Source organism: Mesorhizobium sp. B2-4-18 (genome assembly GCF_006441385.1).
GTDB classification, from domain to species: domain Bacteria; phylum Pseudomonadota; class Alphaproteobacteria; order Rhizobiales; family Rhizobiaceae; genus Mesorhizobium; species Mesorhizobium australicum.
Window position 1 is genome coordinate 157501 of record NZ_VFUW01000008.1, and the last position, 2500, is coordinate 160000.

General features: G+C 54.1%; 1 rRNA gene (cut by a window edge). It reads right to left on the reverse strand.

Annotation, left to right across the window (positions count from 1 at the left end):
- Positions 1-135: 135 nt before the first annotated feature.
- Positions 136-2500: ribosomal RNA gene (locus FJ527_RS20130) — 23S ribosomal RNA — on the reverse strand; it runs 467 nt beyond the window's last position.

Consider the following 2500-nt stretch of genomic DNA (forward strand, 5'->3'; position numbering starts at 1 on the left):
GGGCAAAGCCCGCAAGCGCGACTGCGCGTCGCCGGTCGTCCGGCGCCCTCGCTTAAGCATAGGCCCGTAAGGGCCGCTCATGCGTGAGCGCTGGTCAGACCATTTGACTTCATCAAATGGGTATTAGGAATGAGAACGATCAAGCCGATCGAACTATTAGTACCGGTAAGCTTCAAGCGTTGCCGCTCTTCCACACCCGGCCTATCAACGTGGTCGTCTTCCACGGTTCTCAGGGAATACTCGTTTTAAGGTGGGTTTCCCGCTTAGATGCCTTCAGCGGTTATCCCGTCCGGATATAGCTACCCTGCTATGCGGCTGGCGCCACAACAGGTCCACCAGAGATCCGTCCATCCCGGTCCTCTCGTACTAGGGACAGATCCTTTCAATATTCCTACACCCACGGCAGATAGGGACCGAACTGTCTCACGACGTTCTGAACCCAACTCACGTACCGCTTTAAATGGCGAACAGCCATACCCTTGGGACCTGCTCCAGCCCCAGGATGCGATGAGTCGACATCGAGGTGCCAAACAACCCCGTCGATATGGACTCTTGGGGGTCATCAGCCTGTTATCCCCGGCGTACCTTTTATCCGTTGAGCGATGGCCCTTCCACGCGGGACCACCGGATCACTATGACCGACTTTCGTCTCTGCTCGACTTGTCAGTCTCGCAGTCAGGCAGGCTTATGCCATTGCACTCAGCGAACGATTTCCGACCGTTCTGAGCCCACCATCGCGCGCCTCCGTTACTCTTTAGGAGGCGACCGCCCCAGTCAAACTACCCACCATACATTGTCCCGGACCCGGATAACGGGCCGCGGTTAGACATCCATAGTGATAAGGGTGGTATTTCAAGGGTGGCTCCACCTGAGCTGGCGCCCAGGTTTCAAAGCCTACCACCTATCCTACACATGCCACTACGAATGCCAATGTAAAGCTATAGTAAAGGTGCACGGGGTCTTTCCGTCTAACCGCAGGAACCCCGCATCTTCACGGGGAATTCAATTTCACTGAGTCTATGCTGGAGACAGCGGGGAAGTCGTTACGCCATTCGTGCAGGTCGGAACTTACCCGACAAGGAATTTCGCTACCTTAGGACCGTTATAGTTACGGCCGCCGTTTACTGGGGCTTCGATTCAGAGCTTGCACCCCTCCTCTTAACCTTCCAGCACCGGGCAGGCGTCAGACCCTATACGTCGTCTTGCGACTTCGCAGAGCCCTGTGTTTTTGATAAACAGTCGCTACCCCCTGGTCTGTGCCACCCTCCTCCACTTGCGTGGAAAAGGGTCACGCTTCTTCCGAAGTTACGCGTGCAATTTGCCGAGTTCCTTCAGCATAGTTCTCTCAAGCGCCTTGGTATACTCTACCAGACCACCAGTGTCGGTTTCGGGTACGGTTTATAAGGAGGAGCTATTTCCTGGAACCACGCAGCAGCCCGTTCAATCCGATAAGATTGGACTACCTCAATGATCCGTCACTACCTCCAAGCCCACGAATATTAACGTGGTTCCCATCGACTACGCGTTTCCGCCTCGTCTTAGGGGCCGGCTAACCCTGCTCAGATTAGCTTTAAGCAGGAACCCTTGGTCTTTCGGCGGGGGAGTCTCTCACTCCCCTTACGTTACTCATGTCAGCATTCGCACTTCTGATACCTCCACCACCCCTCACGGGTATGGCTTCGTCAGCTTACAGAACGCTCCGCTACCGCTTGGCCCTTGCGGACCAAACCCTAAGCTTCGGTGTATGGCTTTAGCCCCGTTACATTTTCGGCGCAAAGACCCTTATTTAGACCAGTGAGCTGTTACGCTTTCTTTAAATGATGGCTGCTTCTAAGCCAACATCCTGGTTGTTTTGGGATCCTCACATCCTTTCCCACTTAGCCATAACTTGGGGACCTTAGCTGTAGGTCAGGGTTGTTTCCCTTTTCACGACGGACGTTAGCACCCGCCGTGTGTCTGCCGACTAGTACTCCCAGGTATTCGGAGTTTGGTTAGGTTTGGTAATCCGGTGAGGACCCCTAGCCCATCCAGTGCTCTACCCCCTGGGGTATTCGGTCGACGCTCTACCTAAATAGATTTCGCGGAGAACCAGCTATTTCCGAGTTTGATTGGCCTTTCACCCCTAGCCACAAGTCATCCCGAACTATTGCAACAGTTATGGGTTCGGTCCTCCAGTAAGTGTTACCTTACCTTCAACCTGCTCATGGCTAGATCACTCGGTTTCGGGTCTAATGCGACGAACTGAACGCCCTGTTCAGACTCGCTTTCGCTGCGCCTACACCTAGCGGTTTAAGCTTGCTCGTCACACTAAGTCGCTGACCCATTATACAAAAGGTACGTGGTCACCCAGGACGAACCTTGGGCTTCCACTGTTTGTAGGCAACCGGTTTCAGGTACTCTTTCACTCCCCTTGTCGGGGTGCTTTTCACCTTTCCCTCACGGTACTAGTTCGCTATCGGTCATGCACGAGTACTTAGGCTTGGAGGGTGGTCCCCCCAAT